At 60.6% G+C, this 18,095-nt stretch carries 26 protein-coding genes and 1 pseudogene; 7 read left to right on the forward strand and 20 right to left on the reverse strand.

Annotated features, from left to right (window positions below; translation table 11 throughout):
* Positions 1 to 153: 153 nt before the first annotated feature.
* The 10 genes from NKJ88_RS06230 to NKJ88_RS06275 form a co-directional block, all read right to left on the reverse strand.
* Entirely contained in the window at positions 154 to 1,287 is a 1,134-nt protein-coding gene (locus NKJ88_RS06230) for an ATP-dependent DNA ligase (RefSeq protein WP_352443783.1), read from the reverse strand.
* Positions 1,284 to 1,457, reverse strand: coding sequence for a hypothetical protein (locus tag NKJ88_RS06235; protein ID WP_352443784.1), 174 nt, complete (start codon positions 1,455 to 1,457; stop codon positions 1,284 to 1,286). Before NKJ88_RS06235 ends, NKJ88_RS06230 begins: the two co-directional genes overlap by 4 nt.
* Positions 1,454 to 1,666 carry a hypothetical protein gene (locus tag NKJ88_RS06240; protein ID WP_352443785.1) on the reverse strand — a complete coding sequence of 71 codons (213 nt, stop codon included), beginning with the start codon at positions 1,664 to 1,666 and terminating at the stop codon, positions 1,454 to 1,456. The genes NKJ88_RS06235 and NKJ88_RS06240 overlap by 4 nt, the downstream gene beginning before the upstream one ends.
* Positions 1,667 to 1,716: 50 nt before the next feature.
* Positions 1,717 to 1,932 carry a hypothetical protein gene (locus NKJ88_RS06245; protein WP_352443786.1) on the reverse strand — a complete coding sequence of 72 codons (216 nt, stop codon included), beginning with the start codon at positions 1,930 to 1,932 and terminating at the stop codon, positions 1,717 to 1,719.
* A complete protein-coding gene (locus NKJ88_RS06250; protein WP_352443787.1) occupies positions 1,929 to 4,604 on the reverse strand; it encodes a DNA polymerase in 2,676 nt (891 codons plus the stop codon). The genes NKJ88_RS06245 and NKJ88_RS06250 overlap by 4 nt, the downstream gene beginning before the upstream one ends.
* Entirely contained in the window at positions 4,601 to 4,807 is a 207-nt protein-coding gene (locus NKJ88_RS06255; protein ID WP_352443788.1) for a hypothetical protein, read from the reverse strand. Before NKJ88_RS06255 ends, NKJ88_RS06250 begins: the two co-directional genes overlap by 4 nt.
* On the reverse strand, positions 4,792 to 5,046 hold the full coding sequence (locus tag NKJ88_RS06260) for a hypothetical protein (protein WP_352443789.1): 255 nt from the start codon (positions 5,044 to 5,046) through the stop codon (positions 4,792 to 4,794). Before NKJ88_RS06260 ends, NKJ88_RS06255 begins: the two co-directional genes overlap by 16 nt.
* Positions 5,046 to 5,810 carry a hypothetical protein gene (locus NKJ88_RS06265; protein WP_352443790.1) on the reverse strand — a complete coding sequence of 255 codons (765 nt, stop codon included), beginning with the start codon at positions 5,808 to 5,810 and terminating at the stop codon, positions 5,046 to 5,048. The genes NKJ88_RS06260 and NKJ88_RS06265 overlap by 1 nt, the downstream gene beginning before the upstream one ends.
* Before the next feature lie 64 nt (positions 5,811 to 5,874).
* Positions 5,875 to 6,555 carry a hypothetical protein gene (locus tag NKJ88_RS06270; RefSeq protein ID WP_352443791.1) on the reverse strand — a complete coding sequence of 227 codons (681 nt, stop codon included), beginning with the start codon at positions 6,553 to 6,555 and terminating at the stop codon, positions 5,875 to 5,877.
* A 93-nt stretch (positions 6,556 to 6,648) separates the two neighbouring features.
* The gene (locus NKJ88_RS06275; protein ID WP_352443792.1) at positions 6,649 to 8,088 is read right to left on the reverse strand and encodes a DEAD/DEAH box helicase; all 1,440 of its coding nucleotides are present in this window, start codon (positions 8,086 to 8,088) and stop codon (positions 6,649 to 6,651) included.
* A 16-nt stretch (positions 8,089 to 8,104) separates the two neighbouring features.
* Between NKJ88_RS06275 and NKJ88_RS06280 the strand changes: the two genes are divergently transcribed.
* A complete protein-coding gene (locus tag NKJ88_RS06280; protein WP_352443793.1) occupies positions 8,105 to 8,365 on the forward strand; it encodes a hypothetical protein in 261 nt (86 codons plus the stop codon).
* Between the two features lie 5 nt (positions 8,366 to 8,370).
* Positions 8,371 to 8,682: a hypothetical protein gene (locus NKJ88_RS06285; protein WP_352443794.1), complete on the forward strand. Its 312-nt coding sequence runs from the start codon at positions 8,371 to 8,373 to the stop codon at positions 8,680 to 8,682.
* Position 8,683: 1 nt separating this feature from the next.
* Here NKJ88_RS06285 and NKJ88_RS06290 read toward each other — a convergent pair whose 3' ends face one another.
* The 5 genes from NKJ88_RS06290 to NKJ88_RS06310 all read right to left on the reverse strand — a co-directional run bounded on the left by NKJ88_RS06290 (position 8,684) and on the right by NKJ88_RS06310 (position 10,956).
* Positions 8,684 to 8,950, reverse strand: a complete 267-nt coding sequence (locus tag NKJ88_RS06290) for a hypothetical protein (protein WP_352443795.1) — start codon at positions 8,948 to 8,950, stop codon at positions 8,684 to 8,686.
* Complete coding sequence (locus NKJ88_RS06295; RefSeq protein WP_352443796.1) at positions 8,947 to 9,402, reverse strand: hypothetical protein; 456 nt, start codon at positions 9,400 to 9,402, stop codon at positions 8,947 to 8,949. Before NKJ88_RS06295 ends, NKJ88_RS06290 begins: the two co-directional genes overlap by 4 nt.
* Entirely contained in the window at positions 9,399 to 10,022 is a 624-nt protein-coding gene (locus NKJ88_RS06300) for a hypothetical protein (protein ID WP_352443797.1), read from the reverse strand. The genes NKJ88_RS06295 and NKJ88_RS06300 overlap by 4 nt, the downstream gene beginning before the upstream one ends.
* Positions 10,019 to 10,354 carry a hypothetical protein gene (locus NKJ88_RS06305; RefSeq protein ID WP_352443798.1) on the reverse strand — a complete coding sequence of 112 codons (336 nt, stop codon included), beginning with the start codon at positions 10,352 to 10,354 and terminating at the stop codon, positions 10,019 to 10,021. Before NKJ88_RS06305 ends, NKJ88_RS06300 begins: the two co-directional genes overlap by 4 nt.
* A 164-nt stretch (positions 10,355 to 10,518) precedes the next feature.
* The gene (locus NKJ88_RS06310) at positions 10,519 to 10,956 is read right to left on the reverse strand and encodes a hypothetical protein (RefSeq protein ID WP_352443799.1); all 438 of its coding nucleotides are present in this window, start codon (positions 10,954 to 10,956) and stop codon (positions 10,519 to 10,521) included.
* 348 nt (positions 10,957 to 11,304) lie between these two features.
* Between NKJ88_RS06310 and NKJ88_RS06315 the strand changes: the two genes are divergently transcribed.
* Both NKJ88_RS06315 and NKJ88_RS06320 read left to right on the forward strand, forming a co-directional pair.
* Complete coding sequence (locus NKJ88_RS06315) at positions 11,305 to 11,616, forward strand: hypothetical protein (protein ID WP_023824106.1); 312 nt, start codon at positions 11,305 to 11,307, stop codon at positions 11,614 to 11,616.
* A 380-nt stretch (positions 11,617 to 11,996) separates the two neighbouring features.
* Positions 11,997 to 12,257: a hypothetical protein gene (locus NKJ88_RS06320; RefSeq protein ID WP_023684764.1), complete on the forward strand. Its 261-nt coding sequence runs from the start codon at positions 11,997 to 11,999 to the stop codon at positions 12,255 to 12,257.
* A gap of 307 nt (positions 12,258 to 12,564) precedes the next feature.
* On the opposite strand, the gene NKJ88_RS06325 is transcribed toward NKJ88_RS06320, so the two are convergent.
* From NKJ88_RS06325 to NKJ88_RS06345, 5 genes and pseudogenes are all read right to left on the reverse strand, one after another.
* Entirely contained in the window at positions 12,565 to 12,981 is a 417-nt protein-coding gene (locus tag NKJ88_RS06325; RefSeq protein WP_023824107.1) for a type II toxin-antitoxin system VapC family toxin, read from the reverse strand.
* The gene (locus tag NKJ88_RS06330) at positions 12,978 to 13,232 is read right to left on the reverse strand and encodes a FitA-like ribbon-helix-helix domain-containing protein (protein WP_023670289.1); all 255 of its coding nucleotides are present in this window, start codon (positions 13,230 to 13,232) and stop codon (positions 12,978 to 12,980) included. Before NKJ88_RS06330 ends, NKJ88_RS06325 begins: the two co-directional genes overlap by 4 nt.
* A 123-nt stretch (positions 13,233 to 13,355) precedes the next feature.
* Entirely contained in the window at positions 13,356 to 14,060 is a 705-nt protein-coding gene (gene hdaA, locus NKJ88_RS06335; protein WP_023670288.1) for a DnaA regulatory inactivator HdaA, read from the reverse strand.
* A 2-nt stretch (positions 14,061 to 14,062) separates the two neighbouring features.
* Positions 14,063 to 15,256, reverse strand: coding sequence for an AI-2E family transporter (locus NKJ88_RS06340; RefSeq protein WP_023711891.1), 1,194 nt, complete (start codon positions 15,254 to 15,256; stop codon positions 14,063 to 14,065).
* Positions 15,228 to 15,769: pseudogene (locus NKJ88_RS06345) on the reverse strand (CDP-alcohol phosphatidyltransferase family protein). The gene NKJ88_RS06340 and the pseudogene NKJ88_RS06345 overlap by 29 nt, the downstream one beginning before the upstream one ends.
* 187 nt (positions 15,770 to 15,956) lie before the next feature.
* On the opposite strand from NKJ88_RS06345, the gene purM reads away from it, so the two are divergent.
* The 3 genes from purM to NKJ88_RS06360 are packed head-to-tail and all read left to right on the forward strand — an operon-like array spanning position 15,957 to position 18,095.
* Positions 15,957 to 17,036 carry a phosphoribosylformylglycinamidine cyclo-ligase gene (purM, locus tag NKJ88_RS06350; RefSeq protein ID WP_023689059.1) on the forward strand — a complete coding sequence of 360 codons (1,080 nt, stop codon included), beginning with the start codon at positions 15,957 to 15,959 and terminating at the stop codon, positions 17,034 to 17,036.
* Entirely contained in the window at positions 17,033 to 17,740 is a 708-nt protein-coding gene (gene purN / locus NKJ88_RS06355) for a phosphoribosylglycinamide formyltransferase (RefSeq protein ID WP_023684759.1), read from the forward strand. Before purM ends, purN begins: the two co-directional genes overlap by 4 nt.
* Positions 17,741 to 17,762: 22 nt before the next feature.
* The gene (locus NKJ88_RS06360; RefSeq protein WP_352443800.1) at positions 17,763 to 18,095 is read left to right on the forward strand and encodes a hypothetical protein; all 333 of its coding nucleotides are present in this window, start codon (positions 17,763 to 17,765) and stop codon (positions 18,093 to 18,095) included.

The raw sequence follows: 18,095 nt of genomic DNA on the forward strand, positions 1-18,095 counted from the left end.
AGACCTAGGGCTGTGCCGAACACCGCCCCAGAGAAGCAGAGGCTGATCACCAGGAAGGCGTAGGCGACCCACACGGGCGGTAGCTCCGGCGGCGGACCAGACCGCCGCTGTTGTTTCTCGGCTTCAAGCATGAACCAGATTGCGGGCCACATCTCAGTCCACCCGGTCAAAATCGATGGCGACGGGGAACCGCGGAATTCCAGCCGGCGTGTAGTTGAAGAACTTCACCTTCACCGACTTGCCGACCAGGCTGTCCTTGCGAGCAAGGAGGTCCTTGGCAAACGCCTGGGTTCCTTTGATGCCAGCCTTCGGTCGTTCGCCGCTCTCCGTGCGCTTGTCGCCAGGGAGCATGAACTCGACGAACTTCGCATAGCCCGCCCAATTGCCCAGGCCCTCGCCGATCATCGAGATTTCGAACTCCTCATCCTGGAATTCCTTCCGCTTCAGGAGGTTCTTCGAGCGCTTGTTCTCGTAGGGACCATTGAGGCGAACCATCTGGCCTTCGTAGCCGGCCTCGATCCAGTTCAGGTACAGGCCGTCGAGGTGGGCCTGATCGACCGCCGCCCTGGTGTCGACCAGCTTGATCGGGCTTCCCGAAGCCAGCCCGGTGAAGATGGATTGCAAGACAGGCTCACGCTCGCTGGCAAATATTGTCCGCAGAGCTGCCTGCCGGGTTGCGGTGTTACCCTGGATCGAGGGCAGATCGTAGACGTGGTATTCGACCAGCTCGGCCGACGCGGCGATCTGCTCGGCCGTCGGCTTCTGCTTCTTCACGGCCGACACGATCTGGTTGAAGTCGTCCTTCAGGTCGTGGTTGTAAAGCTCGCCGTCGAAGATCAGGCCGGGGTTCAGAGCGAAGACCTCAGCCAGGGCCTCTTCGATGTGAGGTACGCCGAGGAAGCGCTTGCCCTGTCGCGAGAACAAACCCTTGGCCGTTGCGATGCAGCGGACGCCATCGAGCTTGGGCTGAGCGAAGCAAGGGAAGCTCACCGTCTCGTACGGCTGCGCCAGCATCGGCTTGAACATCAACGGGGTGTCGATGTCGGCGATGTCGCGGTGATAGTCCCGCTCCAGCTTCTTGGTCATGTCTGCGTTGGCCTCGAACAAGGCCTGCTCGTGAGCAGTGGCCTGGCTCTTGGGAGTGCAGATGGTCATGGCCGTGGTGGTCTTCATCCCGTCCTGCAATCCGGACGTGGTGCGGTAGCCGTCGCCGACCACCTCGTAGAACCAGACCCGGACGTTGCCGACGCTGTCGCGCTTGTAGATTTGATCAGAAATAATTGTCATGCGTGTAGGCCTTTCATGGCTCTTTTCAGGTAGGCCAGCTCGGCGGCGTCGAACTTCTTCGATGCCCTGAACATGGCCAGTTGCCGGCGGCGCTGCTGCCGGGTGGAGTGGGGAGGCTCAGGAGGAGCCGTCATGTTGTTCGTCAGGTGTTCGGGTTCAGGAGGGCTCATGCTGATGCCTTTCGGTATTTGATGATGAAGCCAGTGAGCACCACGTTGGCGGCGCACATGCCGTAGGCGCCGACGGTGCTCCACCACTGCCCGAGAGCCGGGAAGTAGTAGAGGTTCCAGAAGCCCCAGGAGAGGAAGAAGCCGGTGGTGGTCAGCGTGTGGCCGGCGACCGCCTTCTTCTTCCAGATGTCGGCAATAGAAAGGGCCACGAATAGGCCCCCTGAGAGTTGGAATGCTGCGTTGATCAGGTCCATCATGGCTAGAACGACACCGGCTCGGAGGGAGCGGACCAGGTGATGGCCACCCAGCCTCGGCGCGGGTAGTGCGTCACGCCCTCGGCATCGAGGACGCGGTGACTGTCTCCGCGATCATCGGTCTTGAACCAGAGGCTGCGAGGGTTCTCGATCCGATAGGTGTCGCCATTGGCGTAGCGGTATTCGCGCCAGACTTCGGTAGTGATTTCAACGTTTGTCATGCTGCTAGTTTCCTTTGATCGAAGAGGTAGTCGACGACACCACGCATCTGGTCGTCATTTGCTCTTCCGTTGACCGGGCCGCATCCGATGTCGGGCAGCTCGTAGAGTTCGACCTGTCCAATCAATGCATTCTTCTTGTTCCAAGGCTCGAAGGTCAGACCCACGGATGGGCTGGCGTCGAGCATGCAGTGCTTGAACATGTCGGGGTGGGTGATCATGATCTTGCGGGCACCGTTCACGAACTCCGGAACGATGTCCTTGTGGACCGAGTAGAGCAGCTCATCGTGGATGGGCATGAGGAAGCGAGCCTCGCGGTCCTTCCAACCCTGCTGGCCCTTCCAGTCGTCGATCCTGATGATCGATCGCTTGGCGATGGTGGCGCAGGAGCCCTGAATGTAGGCGTTGACGGCCTGGTTGTGTGCCCGCTTCTGAATTTTGCGGGCGATCCACGAGATGATCGAGTTGAACTTCGACAGCTGGTCATCGTCCCGGTCGACCGGATACTGGAACTTGCTGCAAAAGTAGTCGTTCCACAGGTGGGTTGCCTCGAACCGGACGCGGCGGTGGCCGTCAGGCAGGGTGATAAACCCGTTCTGCTGCACCTCTGCGATCAGGTCAGTCCGCCAACGCTCGGCAACATGGAACCGCTCGCGGTAGCGCTCGGTCGCCTTGCCGGTCTTCTCCGTCGACCAGCCCATCCGCTCGCCGATGGTGCCCAGGAAGCCGGAGTACCAATAGTTGAAGTTGGCACCCTTCCCGACTTCCGTGCGCCAGTATTTGTAGGTCTTGCCGATGTCCAGGTCCTGACCCTTCAGGTCGGTGAACAGGCGGTTGGTGTTGGCCAGGTCACTGCCGTAGTGGTCGAGGAAGTCCTGGGCCTGCTTGAAGTCTCTCAGGCTCTTGAAGATATCCTCAGTGAGACCTGGAACGTCCACCGACAAGATGTCGGCGGCTGCACCGGCGTGAAGGTCTTGGTGGGGGATTTGTCCGAAGGCCTTGATGAATTCCGGGTCAGCAGAAAAGTCCCCAATCTCCACAAGCTCAATGCCAGACCAATCAATAGAGACGAGGACGTGGTCGTCGTAGTCGGCTTCGAAGAAACCTCGGACATAGGTGGACTCTCCTCGCTTGGCGAGCTGCATGACGTTCGGCACAGAGCCGGCCATGCGGCGGGTTGCCAGCATCGACGAGACCACCGGGTACATCTTGCCGGTCTCAGGGTCCATCAGCTGGGTGTAGGGCGTCAGGTAGAGCTTCATGCGCTGCTCGACGCCGGCGATCTCGTTGATGGCGTCGATGATAGCGACGGCATCCGGTCGGTCACCCAACCGCTCTTTCAGCTTGCCGCGAGCCTCACCGTCGGACTGGATCTTCCCCTCAGACCGGATCGCCTTGGTGTTGATCAGGTCGTAGAGCAGAACCCGCATCGGCATGTAGTGCGAGAAGTTCGGGCCATTGCTGCCCGGCTTCCCCTTGTCGATTGCCCAGGCGTTCGACACCGGCCCGCGAACCTGCTGGCACTGGGTGAAGTCGTCGTCGCTGTCGGGCATCGCCGCCCACTCGATGATCTGCTCGCGGTACTTCGGCTGATACCACTTCTCCTCCCGCAGCACGGCGCTCGGCGTGTCCGAAAAAGGTAGCATCTTTCGGACAGTGGCCTTCATCCGGCGAAGGATGTCGGCCATGGTCGACCGCTCCAGGTCGCGGCGGGCGAAGACGTTGGTCGTGTTGACCACCATGCCTCCGGTCCAGATGTTGGAGAACTTCTGGACCATCGGGTTCTCTTGGGAGAAGAACGTCGGGATGGCATCGGGCGAGTTCTTCGCCATGTAGGTCATCAGGTGACGGAACAAGCGAACGGCCCAGTAGGCGTCGTCGGCACCGTAGTCGCACACCTCAGGGCCGGTCAGCTCGCCCATGTGGGCTTTCTCGCCGAGCACCTCTTCGAAGGTCGTCATCTTGTGGTCGAAGAAAGCCTTGACCAGCTTCTTCAGGCCGTAGCTGTAGGCGATTTCCTTGACGAACCCGTTGTAGGAGAACGTCGAGGTAGAGGCCTTGCCGATGATCTTGTAGACCACGTCCGCCAAGGCCGGCGGCAGATCGTTGCCCTTCGCCGGATCGTAGAACCGCGACTCCTGCAACAGAGCGGGGATCAGCTTCCTGATCTCGCCCTGGCCGGCGCGGATGAAATCGTTGAGGTCGTACTCGTCCGCACCGAAGGCCGACACCGCCAGCTGCATCGAGCAGATGTAATTCGGGATGTCATAATCGTAGCAGGCCTTGAACACCGTCAACTCGTAGTTGGCGTTGTGAGCGATCCATAAACTCTCGGCCGGCAGGGCATCGAGCAGCATCTTGGCCTTGGACCAAGGGATGCGGTTTTCGATGTCGGCGTGGTTGAGGTTGATGTAGTAGGCGGTGTCGTCGCCCTCGACCCAGATCGAGAAGCCCGTCATGATCGTGCGTCGGATGTCGAACACCAGTTTGGTGGTCGCCGCCTTCTTGCCGGTCTTCGGATTGTATTTGCAGTAGGTGTTCAGCCCCTCGTGCCGGTTGCTGTCCTGGGTTTCGGTGTCGAGCCCGACAAACGTTGCGGCCTTGATCTTGGCGATCAGGTTGAACGCATGCTGCTCGAAATTGCTGGCGTCGATGAGCTGGGTCTTAACGGTCATCCAAAAATCCCCACATGGCTAACCTTCAGGTGCTGCTTGTCAGCCTTGGGCAGAATTCGCAGCGCCTCCTCGGCACCAATCCTGGTCCAGTAGCGGGGCACATCAGCCGTGCTATCGGACCACATCGCCCGCCCGTTGTGGCGGCTGAAGAAGTACGGCTTCTGCTGCGGGTGAGCCCGCACGTATTCTAGGACGTAGCGCATCTTGCCTCCTGAAAGGTCATGGGGTCGATAACGGTGAAATCGGAGCTGGTCTCGATCCAGGCACGGGCGCCGCAGCGGAGCTGGTCACCGCTGTAGACAAGCTTGGAGGGACCATTGATCTGGACCTCGCGGCCATAGAGCGTTCGGCCGTCGTCGGTCTTGATGGTGTAGACGGGGCGGTTGCCACCGTCCTTGGCATTCATGCCGATGTGTTGGCGGTTCACATGGATGATGGTCATCACAGGAACCACTGCTTCAGGTAGGTATCGGCCGCTTCGTAGTTGCGCTTGCCGACGGTCATGTGGTCGGAGATCACCGCAAGATCGACTGGAATAAACCCGACGATCTCCCAAAAATGTTTGACCAGAACTCTATTCTCCGCGAGCCAGGTATGGCACCGCTTGGGGAGGTCGATCTCAGGGAGTTCGGTCTCGGCGACACAAGCGTCCACAAGGGCTTGAAGCTGAGCCTTGTCGGCGTTCCTCCAGGTGACATCACCAAATCCACCGATGCCAGGAATGTTGTCAGAAGGATCACCAACGCACGTCTTGTAAAGGCGGACGAGCTTGGACGGCACGTCGGCCTTGGGCCTGGCGCCGGAGAATACGTGATCGGGGAACTCAGCCGAGAGTTGGAGGAAGTCCGCGTCCGTGGAGTAGACGGCGACCTGTTCTTTGCGTCGGCCATAATTGCGAGCGAGGGCAGCGATAACATCGTCGGCTTCATATCCTGGGACCTTCACTTGAATGACTGGGGTGTAATTGAGGACTTCCTGCACGGTCTCGAAGCCGGCGTAGATGTCCTTCTTCAGCGGGCTGCGGTTCCGCTTGTATTCGGGATAGACCTCACGGCGCTTGGCGTTGCCCTTGGCACCGTCCCAGACCCAGATGGTCGGTTCCTTGGCGTCGAGAAACTTGTCGAGCACTGTCCGGGGTGCGAGACCGGTGACGTCGGTCTCAAGCATGATCCGGAAATAGTTGTTGCCGTCATAGATGTTGATCATGGGGTGCCTCCGATAAAGGAAGGGGGAGGCAATGCCTCCCCCTTAGTCCTACTGTGAGGGGTCGTTAGACGACCACGGCCACGTCCGTGAAGACGAGAGTGCCCCAAGTTCCCTTGGCGTTCTTCTCGACGTTGTAGCCGATCTTCAGGGCGATCTTGGCGCCCCGGATGTCGATGCCCTTGCCGGCGATGTCGCGGATGAACTTCTGGAAGCCCTTCCAACCGGTCATGGAGATCGAATGGCCCAGCGTCTTGCCGTCCTCGATCAGCACGTCGCCCTTCTTGTTCTTGTAGTCACCGACCACAGTGAAGGGGATGTCTGCCGAGCGGAACTCGCCGGCCTTCGGATCGATACGCTGGGCTTTCGCCAAGGTGTCGAACCACGAGCCACCGCCGCGAGCGTTGGTGAGTCGGTCGTAAGTCTTCTCGTACGTCGCCGGATTGCCGTAGCGCACCGAGTAGCAGTACGAGATTTCGCTGAGGTCGAGGATGGCGTCAACGGTTTCGAACAGGGTAGTGTCGGCGCCGATCTGGAGGCCGTATTCGTTCACCTTGAGCCAGGCATCCACGTTGATGGAGCCGCCCAGCATGTCGTCGACGCCCAGGGCGGGGCCGCGCTGTGCCGGGACACTCGGCTGCTGGTAGTTCTGAACCTGTCCACCACCACCCATGTTGGCATTCGCTTCGGCCGGGGCGTTAGCGGCTGCGTTCTTGGCGGCGGCAATAGCTGCTTCGATATTCGACATTTGATAGTCCTTTGTGCAGTTGACATAAAAATAACGACGACACTTATTTGGTGTCGCCGTTGGTAGTTGCGAGAGCTTCTGAGCGTTAGTCTATTAGTAGTCCTTCATTGAGTAGTCCTTCTGATAACCGGATAGTTGCAGGATGGGATTGGTGGGATCGACCTTGTGAGCATCGACGCTCTTGCGATAGACAATGCCCAGCACATGCTGGTCGACACTGTCCTCATATTCGAGGATCGAGACCCGGAGAGGTGTGGTTCTCTTGCCCCGGATGCCTCGACGAACACCTTGCCGGAAGGCGGTGTCGCGGAAGTCCATAGCGGTGAAGATCATGTGGTCCAGCTCCTGTTTGCCGCAGAACTGCCAGTTGAAGCCGACGGCGGCGCACAGTGGTGAGCAAACAATGTCGTCGATCTCACCATTCTGGAACGCCAGATCGGCTTCATCTCCCTCCTTCATGGAGGTCTGGCCATTGATGATTGCGTACCGCCGGCCGGCTCTTTCCAGCATTCCAGCCAGACGCCGCTGCTGGGGCACCATGGAAGAGAACACGACCATCGGCTTGCCGGTATTGACGTGGTCCTCGATGTGGATCTGAAACAAGTCCTCCTTGCCCGGCATTTCACCCGGCATGATGTCGATGAACTTGCCGGGGTTGGTCAGGTCGGGGAACTCGTTCGGATGTTCCATGAGCTGTCGGGCTCGAAGGAACGCGACACCTGGCTGAGTGCCGTCGAGATAGAACTTCTCCAGTTCGAGCACCGCTTCGTCGTGGAACGTGTCGTACATCAGCCGCTGTTGAGGGTTCATCGCGACCACTTCAGGGATGATGACCGGCTCCTGGTCCCCGAAGATCGAGGCGAACGTTCGCCGGATCGCATGCCGGCCGAAGATCGCCGACAGCTTGGCGTGTCCCTGCCAGCCGATGATCTTTCCGTCGTAGTCCTTGACGGCATGCTGGTATTCGAAGGCCTCGGCCGAGGGGTAGTATCTCGGCTCGACGATGTGGATCGCGGGATAGGCTGAGCTGAGCTTGCCGTCGATGATCGACCCGGTCATCGGCAGGAAGTATTCGAAGTGGAAGTTCATGGCGTCGAACAGAGCCAAGGTCGCAGCCGAGTTGGCGTTCTTGAAGCCCATGTGGAACTCGTCGACCTGGAGGGCCTTGACGAATGAGGGCATCAGCTTCCACGAGATCGTGAACCGGCGGAAGCCCATCAGGAAGACCTTGGCACCAGATGCTAGTTGGGCTGCTATCTGTTTCGGAGTGCCATCGACGATGACGACATCCTCATCCTTGAAACCCGTGAAGCGGTGGATTTCTCGCTTGTTCTTCTTCAGGAGACGTTTGGGCATAGCCCAGCAACTGCCGACCTGGAGCTGGCTCCAGAGATACCATTGGAACACGACGACCGATGGGGTCTTGCCGGCGCCGGGGTCGGACAAGTTCATGACGCGCTTGTCCCTCATGTAGAAGGACAGGTCCGCGACTTGATCGTCGCGCAGAGTCGGTGTATCGAGGGCGTCCAACATGAGGGAGCCTTTCCAGATGAAACTGAGTGAGATCGATGCCAAGATCGCCGAGCTTCAGAAGCAGCGGGACAAGGCCCTCGCTGAAGAGCGAGAGGCAGAACTGGCAAAGAATTTCGATGAGGCTCGCGAGATCATCTCGAACCTGGCACCGACGTTGCAGAAGCTATTTGATCTCGGCTATTGCCCGCCTCGCCTGAAAGAGGCGCTGACGGATGGCCAGGGCAAGTTCAACCCCGGCATGTATATCAAGAGGCCGAAGAGCCCCCGAGAGGTCTAAACTCGTTGAACATCCGCTTTCACCCTTACAAGGACGAATTGATCTTCCCGGACATCGACGATGGTCAGAGGTTGGAGGTACACGTCTCCGAGATCGTCTGCGTGGACAACGGGACCAGCGGTGTCGGTGGTGTGATGCGGCCTTCGGTCATGCTGCGCATCGAACTAGCAGACGGCAAGGTAGGCGTGGCGATGACCTCGGCGCGGATGCTCTGCATGTTCGCCAAGATGATCGAGGCCCGCCACCCTACCCTGTTCGAGGACACCAAGCTTCGTTGGCGTGATCATTTTGCTCACTTGTTCACCAGATGGATCTGACTCATTGCTTGTCCGCCCATAGTTCCATCACCTCGGCGATACGTTCTACGGCGCTGAGGACACGCATGAACTGACGCTGCATCTCGTCGTCGCGGTCGAAATCGAACTCCCGCTTCTGCTCAGCTCGCAAATCGTTCTCGATGCGGAGCCGGCGGCGCTCGTCGTATTTCTGTTTCGGGGTCATTGTTGCTTCTTGTTTGGTGATACCAAACGCCTCGGCGCACTGCCTGGCTGCGGCTCGTTGAACTGGGTTGAGGTAAGAGGTCATCCGATCACCTCATGATAAAGTTTCTCCCAGTCCTCAGCGCTCGGAACCTCTTCCGCAGCCGACATACTGTCGTTCTGAGCCTTGGCGAAGTTCCTGATCCCCTGCAAATCGACCGAGTCCTGGATCAGGACGGTGAGGTATTGCTCGACCCCTCGTCTGGCATTGGTCACACGCTTCTCATCAGCCATCTGGGTTTCCCTGCTACCGTTTCTGGCGGCAAGCCTGGCATCCGCGTAAGAGCTGACTCTGCCCATCGCTACGGCCATCTGTACCTGCCGTGGGTCTGGTGGAGGCGGCGTCGGCGAGAGGGCCTCGCGGACGGCAGAGAGAGCGTCCTGGACCTGACGCACATTCTTGGACACGCCGTCGCCCAGGTACAGGTCTGCGGCCAGCGCCCTGGCTTCGCCGTAGGCCAGGACCTTCTTCAGAACGTCGTCTATATTAGGGGTCATCGTTTCATCATCCTTTGCCGGAGCCTTGCAGCGCCGATCTGTTCGAGTGGGAGGTGGGCCACGTCCTCGATCTGGGCCGATGTCTTGATCCGCTCGGCCTCCTGTCGAAGCACGGTCCACTGCGGACCCATGAAGATCAGGCGTCGGGGAGAAAACATTGCGGCCTCCAGAAGCTTGGACAGGGCCATTTGCAGCTCGTTCCGATAGCCGAAGACGACCAGCGGTTGGAGGTTCGTGAGGTTCAGCAGGGTCGAGAAGACTTCCGACCGGTACATCCAGAGCGGCGCCAGCGCGGCCGACGCCGTCGGGGTCGACAGGCGCAGCAGCTGGTGGACCAGCTTCTTGTTCTCGACCGTGTCCTCGACGAACATCGCCTTCTCGCCCAGCTCTTTGGGGGTCGGGAGGAAGGCGTTCACGAGGGGATCGTCTGGCAAGTCGCCATCAGCGGTGGACCCCAGGCTGATGTCGTGGGGACAGGTGAAGGCATGCCGGCGTGGCGGAATGACCTTCACGTCGAAGTCCATCTGCACACCCAGGATGTGATCCACGCGATCCTGCTGGATGAGGAGGGCGATGTCGCCCTCGATCCAGTGCAGGCCGTAGTGGGCGACCTGGATCATGCCGCCAGCTTGACTTCGACGCGGGACTTCGCGGCGCGGGTCATCACGTCTTCGTAGGCGACGAAGCCCTTCTCAAAGACCTCCTGGAAAGTCTCCTTGGTCAGCTTCGGCAGGACGCTCTGGTCGACGGTGAGCACCGTGCTTTTCTTGACCGACACCGACGGCTCGGACACGGTGACCTCACCAATGCCTGGGAACGGGTAGGTGTCGGCACCGAAGCCACGGATGGCTTCCTTCAGCTCCTCCTTGCGGGCTTCGAGTGGGGCGAGCTTCCTCTCGATCTGAAGCAGCTCGGCGACGATGTTAGCCTGGACTTTGAGATTTTGCTCCATGGCGTAGGGACTCCGTTGCGTAGAAGTGGGCGATCTTGCCCCGCGTGAATGGGTCCGGATGTGAGATCGAGTTTGAAAACACAAACCCCGCCAACATGGCGGGGCGCTTCTCCGGGGCGGATTGGTGGTAGGTCGAGATGATCCGAAAATATTCTCTGTATTTGTCAGTCATGCTTCACCGGTGGTGCTCCCCTTGGTGTGCTCATCCTGAAGCTAGTCGTCATTTCGACGAGAGTGCTCCCGAGCAGTTCAGATATCCGATTGAGCTGGCTGAGCGTAAAGTCGTAGCAGCCTAGCTCCATGTACTTCAGCACATGCCTGCTGACGCCAATGATGGCGGCTGCATCGCTGTAGTTTCGTGTCCCGCGAAAGATGCTCAGCCTCGTTCCGAGCGCCTTGTGCTGGGGAGAGATCGCGGTCATGTCCACTGCCTTGCGGGCACCCTTGGCGATGGGTATCCGCCGCAGCACCTTATGGAGCCGCGCCAGCTTGATGATCGTGTCTCGCGACCTACCGTATTTTTTAGCCAGTTCGGCGTACGAAAGGTCTGAATTCTCCAGGTCTCCGATGACCTGGGTATGCCACTCTAGGTTGTCCGCCATTTTGGAGCTTCTCTGTCTCTGTGCCCTGGAGTGTGTCGTTGAAGACAGCTAAACTCGGGAGCTATTGCCGCTAAACGCAGCGCCGAAACGGAGGAAATCCTTTTAAAAACAATTCGTTAGGTCACTTTGTCAGTCTGGTTTGGGACCAGAGGGTCGGGAGTTCGAATCTCTCCACTCCGACCATTTTTTCCCACAAAGCCAGTCCTTGCCCAAGGTCGCCAATGACTGCCTCGCCGGTAGCGCATGGCGGCACGCATTGCCCAAGCAGCAGCCGCTCGCCGATCGGACCCTACATTGGAACACCAGTTCGCTCCGAGAGTTGTGTATGTTCAACCCAAGGAGCCAACAATGAAAACCCTTCTCATCGCCTCGATGATCGCGTTCGCCGGAACGGCGGCTTTGATCGCACCGGCGCAAGCCGCCAGTCTGATTATCCAGTCCGACGACGGCGATCAATATTCGTCCGACGATGGCGATATACAGATTCGTCGCCATCACCAGCGCCACAAAGACTATAGCGACGATTATGGCGACGACTACAGCGACAACCAGGATGGCCAATGGCGGCGCCACCACCGCCATCACCGCTGCCATATCGAACTGGTCAGGCACTGGCGCCATCACCACAGGGTCGTCGAAGAGGTCAGGGTCTGCGGCTGATCCGATCGCTTCGGACCTGCTACGGCCGAGTTGGCGGCCGGAGCACCAATCTGACCTAAAGCGCGTCTCATTTGAACGGACTCACGCGACGCGCTTGAGGTCTTGTTTGATGCATGCGGTTCTCTCAAAACCGGGTCCACTTGAGCGACATGCATCAGGCGCCCGTGTCATCGAACAGCATCCCTTCGGCGGGTTTTGCTGAAAATCGACGCAGGGATAATCCCCTCGCTTCCACCTCTATCGCCGGTCTAAAAGCGCGTCGCGCTGAAACGTATCCAGGCGACGCGCTTTGATTTTTGTTTTGATGCATGTCGTTCTCTCAAAACCGGGACCACTTTTGAGCGACATGCATTAGACTCCGGGCAAAGGGGAGATTCTGGATGCTTGGTCTCGAGGCATGGCTTTCGCTGATTGGCCCTGCCTACTTCGCTTACATCGGCATCACGGTTCCGTTCGTCGTCGTCTGGGCCATTATCTGTGCAGCCCTGTGGATCTGGAACAACCGGCCGAGCAAGAGGCAAGGCCGTCCCCGCTCGTGGCCCGCCAGCGTGCTGTTCTTTGTCGTCGTCGCCGCGTGCTACGTGGCAGCGCATACGGTGGTCTATCTGCTGGTCCGGTATCTGGCGGCGTTGTGGCTATAGGGCACCCTTCCGGACACTCCGGTGACTGCTCTACGAAGGTAAGCTCGCCGGGCGAGAACCCCAATCATCACTCCCGGCGAGCCTACAACCCGATCAGGAACGCGACCAGGACCGGGGTCAGCCGGCAAGTTCCCAGGTGCAAGACGGATGCCAGATAATGTTTCCCGAAATGGGACAGCGGCCCTCATGCGGCGGTGGGCACGGAGAGATCGAGTGTATTCATTCGAACACGCTGTCGTCGCTGTAGAGGAAATCCTGCGGAAACGCATGTTCGCAGCTCGCGCTCTGGTCGGGCTGCCGTACCTGGTTACGGCTGCCAAGGATCGATGACAGGCACGCCGGCCGCATGGAATGGCGCCGTGTCACGCGAGGCGACATGAAAGCCGTTTGCGGAGGCGATTGCCGCGATGTAGCCGTCGGGCACAGGAAACCCCTTGCCGGCTGCCCTCGCCTTCACTGCAAGTCGGGCATAGTGCCGGGCCGCCTCGGTATCGAAAGGCAGGATGCGGCGCTCAAACACGGCGCACGCACCGGCGAAGGTTTCAGCGAGCGCAGCCTTGCGCCGACCCGCCGGCATGGCCTCGATGCCGAACAGCACTTCGGCGAGCGTCACACTGGAGAGGTAAAGCGTTTCCTCGGCCTGGTCATCAAGCCAGGCCAACACAGCTTGATGCGGTTCGGGCTTCATGGCCTCCGAAACGACATTGGTATCGAGGAGGATCATTCGAACCCCAGCGGTTCGGCCGGCGCCTTGTCGCGAGCCTGCTCCAGGACCTCCACGTCTTCATTGGTCAGCCCGGCGCGTCGGGCAATGTCTGCCAGAACGGAGCCGAGTTTCACACGGCCGTCCGGCCGCACCGCGTTTTCCAGAATGTCGCGTATCTCGGCCTCGGTGCTGCGACCGTGCAAGGCCGCCCGTACACGCAGAGCTCGGTGGGTCGCTTCCGGAAGATTTCGGACGGTCACTGCAGGCATTGATATCGCTCCGATGTCATTGATTGAAAGTATCATATTATTTCAGGTGATGTCACCATGCATGTTTTGAAAACGTCGCACGGGCGGGATCGACAATCGCCGTCCAGGGAATTGCAGCAGGATCTAAACCTCGAACTCGCCCTGCCCTTCGTCCATTGCGCTGACGGTTTCGGCGGCGAGCGCCCTGGTGATCGGCGTCTTGCGCTCGAGCGCGGTGCGGTCGAGGCGTTCGACCACGCGCATGGCGGTGGCCAGTGAGCGCTCGATGCGGCGCACCAGATATTGCACGACATGCGGCTCGACCTCGACCTGGCGGTCGGCGAAGAGTTTGGTGATGACACCAGCCAGAAGCAAATCGTCCGGCTCATGGATCTCGACCGTTGCCGCCGCCTTCAGCCGCGAGGCGAGATCGGGCAACGTCACCCTCCAGGCGGCGGGGAAGCGCCGCGCCGTCAACAGCAAGGTGGCCCCGGCGCCGCGCACTTCATTGATGAGATGGAACAGGCCCGCCTCGTCGATGGCTGTCTTGTCGACATCGTCGATCAGCGCCGGCCTGCCGCCAAGCCCGGTGATGGCATTGCCGATGCGCTGGGTATCGACCGCCACAGCGTTGGCCCGCGCTTGCCAGATCGAACCCAGATGTGTCTTGCCGGAACCGGCCGGGCCGGCGAGCACGATTACCGGCGACGGCCAGTCCGGCCAGCGGTCGACAAGGGCTGCCGCCTCGCGGTTGGTGGCCGACACCACCAGTTCGTCGCGCGAGTAGCCGGTGCCGTGGCCAAGGTCGAGCGGCAGCTGGCGCGGCGGTTCGGTCTTATGATCCGTCACGTTCAGCCGCGCGGCGACCGGTGGCCCCCGCCGCGAGCGGCGGGCAGCGGCGGGACGGGCTCGGTGGAGTGTCCCTTGTAGAGAGGCGATTCGAGATAGCGGGCAATGGCAAACCGCACCAGCACGGCAACCGCCGCCGAAGCAGGAACGGCGATCAAAAGGCCGACGAAGCCGAACAGGGCGCCGAAAGCGAACAGCGCAAACATCAGCCAGACCGGGTGCAGGCCGACGCTTTTTCCGACCAATCTGGGCTGCAGGATGTTGCCTTCGATGAACTGGCCGATGAAGAACACCACGGCGACAGCAACGATCATGGTCCAGTCCGGCCAGAACTGGACGAAGGCGACGCCGACGGCCAGGACCAGTCCGGTCAGCGAGCCGACATAAGGGATGAACGAGATCAGCCCGGCGAAGAGGCCGATGAGGATGGCGAAATTCAGCCCGGTCAGCGTCAGGCCGGTGGCATACATGCCGCCGAGCACCAGGCACAGCGTGCCCTGGCCGCGCACGAAGCCGGCGGTCGCGGTGTTGATGTCCCTGGAGATCGCCCTGACCGTCCCGACATAATCGCGCGGCACCCAGCTGTCGACGACCGCCACCATGCGATCCCAGTCGAGCAGCATGTAGAAAGCGACAACCGGAGTGACCACGAACAGGCTGACCACCGACACCAGAGCAACGCCGGAACTCCAGATCGAGGTGAAGACGGTGCTCAGCAGGCCGAAACCGGAAGTGAGCAGCGAATTCAGCCCGTCGCGCAGGCCATTGGCATTGACGCCGAATTTCTGCTCCAGCCATTTCGGATCGAAGCTGGTGATCAGCGACTGCAGCCGGGTCAGATATTCCGGCAGCTTGCTGGCGAAATCGGCCATCTGCGTGGCCAGTACCGGAACCAGGATGACGAAGGCCAGCACCAAAAGGACGATGAAGGCAATCAGGATGACCACCGTCGCCATCAGCCGGGAGAGGCCGAGGCGTTGCAGCCGGTCGGCGACCGGGTCGAGAAAATAGGCCAGCACCATGCCGGCAACGAACGGCAACAGGATGCTGGAAAAAATGTAGAGGAACAGCGCCAGGAAGATTGCCGTGCCCAGCCAGAAGAAAATCTGGCGGCGAAACGCCAGGGACGCAGCCGCGTCTGCTAACGCGGCAGTCGCGGCATTCTTGTCAACTACCCGGGGTGGAGCCTTCGCCATAGCCGCTCATATGCCTCAGCCAAGCCACGAGATAGGCCGCGGCCGAAGCCACGGTCAAGACCCCGGACAGCAATATGAGCGCAGGCCTGAGCGGGTCGAGGCGGAGGCCAAGGGCAAGTTCGCCCAGCACACGGCGCCAGCACGATCTGGGCGGCGGTGTTGGCCTTCGACACATAGAGCGGCTTCATCTCGACCGGATGCGCCATGACCGTGGACAAAAGCACGGCGCAGATGATCAGCGCACGCGTGACACCATGGTCACCACCAGCCACAGCGGCAATTGCCCGATGAAGCCCATGACCACGAACACCGAGACCAGAAGCACCTTGTCGGCCATCGGATCGAGATAGGCGCCGAGTTCGAATGCTGGTTGAAGCGGCGGGCGATGAAGCCGTCGACGCCATCGGAAATTCCGGCAACGAGAAATCCGGCAAAGGCCCAGTCCCAGCGCATGTTCAGCATCGCCAGCACCAGCACGAAGCGCAGGATGGTGATGAGGTTGGGAATGGTCAAAGGCATGTCCCGCCATGCTTGTTCTGCAGATCGATGGTGGAGATGGATTGTGGCTGCAAGGACCAGCGGTGAAGGGGCGACTGTCCACGTATTTATCTTGGGCAAAAGCCCGGTATCCTGTCGTCATCCTTGCCCCCCGAAACCATTCATGCGAAGAGCCGCCGAGGGAAACAGGGATGCGCCGACGATGAGCAAGGGCGACCGGGCCAAGCGCAAGAACGGGCTCACCTATGCCGAGGCGGGCGTCGACATCGATGCCGGCAACCTCATGGTCGAGAAGATCAAGCCGCTGGTGCGCGCGACGCGCCGGCCGGGCGCCGATGGCGAGATCGGCGGTTTTGGCGGCCTGTTCGACCTCAAGGCGGCGGGTTTCACGGATCCGGTGCTGGTTGCCGCCAATGACGGCGTCGGCACCAAGCTGAAGATCGCCATCGATGCCGGCAAGCACGACACGATCGGCATCGACCTCGTCGCCATGTGCGTCAACGACATCGTCGTGCAGGGCGCCGAGCCACTGTTCTTCCTCGACTATTTCGCCACCGGCAAGCTCGACCCCGACCAGGGGGCGGCAATCGTCGGCGGCATAGCAATCGGCTGCCGACAGGCCGGCTGCGCGCTGATCGGCGGCGAGACGGCCGAAATGCCCGGCATGTATCACGACAAGGATTACGACCTGGCCGGTTTCGCCGTCGGTGCTGCCGAACGCGGCCAGTTGCTGCCGACCGACGATATCGTCGAAGGCGACGTGCTGCTTGGCCTGGCTTCCTCGGGCCTGCATTCGAATGGCTTTTCGCTGGTGCGCCGCATCGTTGGCGTCAGCGGTCTTGCCTGGGGCGATCCGGCGCCGTTCAACGATGAGGCGACGCTGGCAGAGGCGCTGCTCGAGCCGACCCGCATCTATGTGAAGTCGGTCCTCAAAGCGATCCGTGGCACGCACGGCATCAAGGCGCTGGCCCACATCACCGGCGGCGGTTTCCCCGAAAACATCCCGCGCGTCCTGCCAAAGGACTTTTCCGCAGAGCTCGATCTCAATGCCATCGATGTGCCGCAGGTGTTTTCCTGGCTGGCGAAGACTGGCGGCGTGGCGCCGGAGGAGATGATGCGCACCTTCAACTGCGGTATCGGCATGATCCTCGTCGTCGCCTCCGGCCAGGCCGCACAGGTCGCAGCCGTGCTGCAGGAGGCCGGCGAGACGGTGACGCCGATCGGCCGCATCGTGCCGCGCCGCGACGCCGGCGTTATCTATCGGGGCTCGATCGGCCTATGAGCAGGAAACGCACGGTTGTTTTGATCTCGGGACGCGGCTCGAACATGACGGCGCTAATCGCGGCGGCGAGCGACCCGGCCTATCCCGCCGAGATCGTTGGCGTCATTTCCGACCGGGCCAACGCCGCCGGCCTCGGCATCGCGGCCGCGCGCGGTATCCCGACCAAGGTCATCGTGCGCGCCGACCATGCCAGCAAGGAAGCCCATGATGCGGCGATCGACGCCGCGCTGATTGCATTCAACGCCGAGATTGTGGCGCTGGCCGGCTATCTGCGCATCCTGTCCCGCGGCCTGGTCGAGAAGTGGCAGGGGCGCATGATCAACATCCACCCTGCCCTGCTGCCGGCCTTCAAGGGCCTGGATACCCATGCACGCGCATTGCGCGCCGGCATGCGTATCCATGGCTGCACGGTGCATTTCGTTACGCCTGAGATGGATGACGGCCCGATCATCGCGCAAGCCGCGGTGCCGGTGATGGTCGGCGACAATGAAGACACACTGGCCGCCCGCGTTCTGAAAGCCGAGCACCGGCTTTACGCGCTGGCGCTCGGCCTCGTCGCCGACGGCAAGGCGCGCATGGAAGGCGGCCGCACTGTGCTGGCGCATTTCGCTGACGATGCCGAAAACGGAACTTCGGTGGTGATGGCCCCCGACCCGCTGCGCGAAGAGCGCGATCTCGAACATCTGGCGCGGATCACGCCGTAGGCGCTTCAGGACCTGAAAGCCCTTGGATATTTTTGACAGCGCGATCCGGAGAAAAGGCGATCTCGCCGGCGTCTTTGAATATGACGACACTGAAGGGCCAGCAAACGCCACGGCTTATTTTTACCTATACGAAGCGCATGACGAGGTAGTTGGGCGGATCATCGGCGCAATTCATATTCGATCGGGTGCCTGGGCGATCACCGAAGCGGATATTGCCGTCCAATGGGACAATGATGAGAGGCGCGTCGGCTTTTTCGTCTTCGGCACTTTGTCGGCAGCCTTTGATGCCGCTACGGGCGCTAAATACGGTGGCGGATACGGCATGGACTTCCAGCGCGAAATTCCCTGGTCCTGA

The organism is Mesorhizobium sp. M0016 (assembly GCF_040324035.1).
GTDB lineage: Bacteria > Pseudomonadota > Alphaproteobacteria > Rhizobiales > Rhizobiaceae > Mesorhizobium.

Coding starts and splice junctions, on each gene's coding strand:
- NKJ88_RS06230 (WP_352443783.1), bottom strand. CDS start 1,287: ATGACAATTATTTCTGATCAAATCTACAAGCGCGACAGCGTCGGCAAC.
- NKJ88_RS06235 (WP_352443784.1), bottom strand. CDS start 1,457: ATGAGCCCTCCTGAACCCGAACACCTGACGAACAACATGACGGCTCCT.
- NKJ88_RS06245 (WP_352443786.1), bottom strand. CDS start 1,932: ATGACAAACGTTGAAATCACTACCGAAGTCTGGCGCGAATACCGCTAC.
- NKJ88_RS06250 (WP_352443787.1), bottom strand. CDS start 4,604: ATGACCGTTAAGACCCAGCTCATCGACGCCAGCAATTTCGAGCAGCAT.
- NKJ88_RS06255 (WP_352443788.1), bottom strand. CDS start 4,807: ATGCGCTACGTCCTAGAATACGTGCGGGCTCACCCGCAGCAGAAGCCG.
- NKJ88_RS06260 (WP_352443789.1), bottom strand. CDS start 5,046: ATGACCATCATCCATGTGAACCGCCAACACATCGGCATGAATGCCAAG.
- NKJ88_RS06265 (WP_352443790.1), bottom strand. CDS start 5,810: ATGATCAACATCTATGACGGCAACAACTATTTCCGGATCATGCTTGAG.
- NKJ88_RS06270 (WP_352443791.1), bottom strand. CDS start 6,555: ATGTCGAATATCGAAGCAGCTATTGCCGCCGCCAAGAACGCAGCCGCT.
- NKJ88_RS06275 (WP_352443792.1), bottom strand. CDS start 8,088: ATGTTGGACGCCCTCGATACACCGACTCTGCGCGACGATCAAGTCGCG.
- NKJ88_RS06280 (WP_352443793.1), top strand. CDS start 8,105: ATGAAACTGAGTGAGATCGATGCCAAGATCGCCGAGCTTCAGAAGCAG.
- NKJ88_RS06290 (WP_352443795.1), bottom strand. CDS start 8,950: ATGACCTCTTACCTCAACCCAGTTCAACGAGCCGCAGCCAGGCAGTGC.
- NKJ88_RS06295 (WP_352443796.1), bottom strand. CDS start 9,402: ATGACCCCTAATATAGACGACGTTCTGAAGAAGGTCCTGGCCTACGGC.
- NKJ88_RS06300 (WP_352443797.1), bottom strand. CDS start 10,022: ATGATCCAGGTCGCCCACTACGGCCTGCACTGGATCGAGGGCGACATC.
- NKJ88_RS06305 (WP_352443798.1), bottom strand. CDS start 10,354: ATGGAGCAAAATCTCAAAGTCCAGGCTAACATCGTCGCCGAGCTGCTT.
- NKJ88_RS06310 (WP_352443799.1), bottom strand. CDS start 10,956: ATGGCGGACAACCTAGAGTGGCATACCCAGGTCATCGGAGACCTGGAG.
- NKJ88_RS06315 (WP_023824106.1), top strand. CDS start 11,305: ATGAAAACCCTTCTCATCGCCTCGATGATCGCGTTCGCCGGAACGGCG.
- NKJ88_RS06320 (WP_023684764.1), top strand. CDS start 11,997: ATGCTTGGTCTCGAGGCATGGCTTTCGCTGATTGGCCCTGCCTACTTC.
- NKJ88_RS06325 (WP_023824107.1), bottom strand. CDS start 12,981: ATGATCCTCCTCGATACCAATGTCGTTTCGGAGGCCATGAAGCCCGAA.
- NKJ88_RS06330 (WP_023670289.1), bottom strand. CDS start 13,232: ATGCCTGCAGTGACCGTCCGAAATCTTCCGGAAGCGACCCACCGAGCT.
- NKJ88_RS06340 (WP_023711891.1), bottom strand. CDS start 15,256: ATGGCGAAGGCTCCACCCCGGGTAGTTGACAAGAATGCCGCGACTGCC.
- purM (WP_023689059.1), top strand. CDS start 15,957: ATGAGCAAGGGCGACCGGGCCAAGCGCAAGAACGGGCTCACCTATGCC.
- purN (WP_023684759.1), top strand. CDS start 17,033: ATGAGCAGGAAACGCACGGTTGTTTTGATCTCGGGACGCGGCTCGAAC.